Below are 847 nucleotides of genomic sequence, written 5' to 3' on the forward strand. Positions count from 1 at the left end.
TTATAATTTTGCACTTGCGGGTTGACTCTGCGGGCCTTACGATATACTTAGAATAATCTCAAGTTTTCGCAAAAAAAGTTTGCTGGAACAAAAAAAAGAATTACCTTTGCAAACGTCTTTACAAGCCATGCCCAGATGGCGGAATCGGTAGACGCGCTGGTCTCAAACACCAGTGGAGCAATCCATCCCGGTTCGATCCCGGGTCTGGGTACTATAAATCCCTTGTAAGTCTTTGATTTACAGGGGATTTTTCTTTTTCGATGCGTACTAAAAGTGTACTATATAACAATGCAATGAGAAAGGTGTACTTTTATAGTTTCTCGTCACTCAGATTTATATTTAATTAACGACAACTCTTCCCTTTTATTCTGTTTGTTTCCCTTTCTTGGCTTTTTCTCCAACGAATGCCCTATCTTTGTAAACAGTACCCACCATAGAAAATTACAAAATGGAAAATGACAATCTAAAGATACAGCTTGACAGTATTCAACGAATATTAAACTACTGCATTACTCAGACCTACAATGTGCTCATTGGAAATATTCTGAGGAAGAAAGGTTGCATCAACAATATACAGTTCAAAGAGATTTTGCAAAAAGAATATATCCGAATAACCGATGAACTATCTTCCATTTATCTGAATCATCCTGCTCTTGCATGTGTAGAGGAATATTACAACGATGATGACTTTTTGTGGGAAAGCACTTTCTTTGAATCACTGACCAAAGAACAAAAACAGAAATATACCTCCTTCTCTGTATCTTCATTTGAATATACGAAGTACATTGACCGACACACCTCATATAATGATGTTCTGAGAACTCTGCAAAACTCTTAGTTTAGAAAT

At 36.6% G+C, this 847-nt stretch carries 1 tRNA gene and 1 pseudogene; both read left to right on the top strand.

Annotated features, from left to right (window positions below):
* Window positions 1-129 precede the first annotated feature (129 nt).
* Window positions 130-211 (top strand) — tRNA-Leu (locus HMPREF3034_RS10240).
* A 237-nt stretch (window positions 212-448) separates the two neighbouring features.
* Window positions 449-817, top strand: a pseudogene (locus tag HMPREF3034_RS10245) (hypothetical protein); the annotation flags it as partial.
* Window positions 818-847 lie beyond the last annotated feature (30 nt).

Origin of the sequence: Prevotella sp. DNF00663 (assembly GCF_001553265.1) — a bacterium.
Lineage (GTDB): Bacteria > Bacteroidota > Bacteroidia > Bacteroidales > Bacteroidaceae > Prevotella.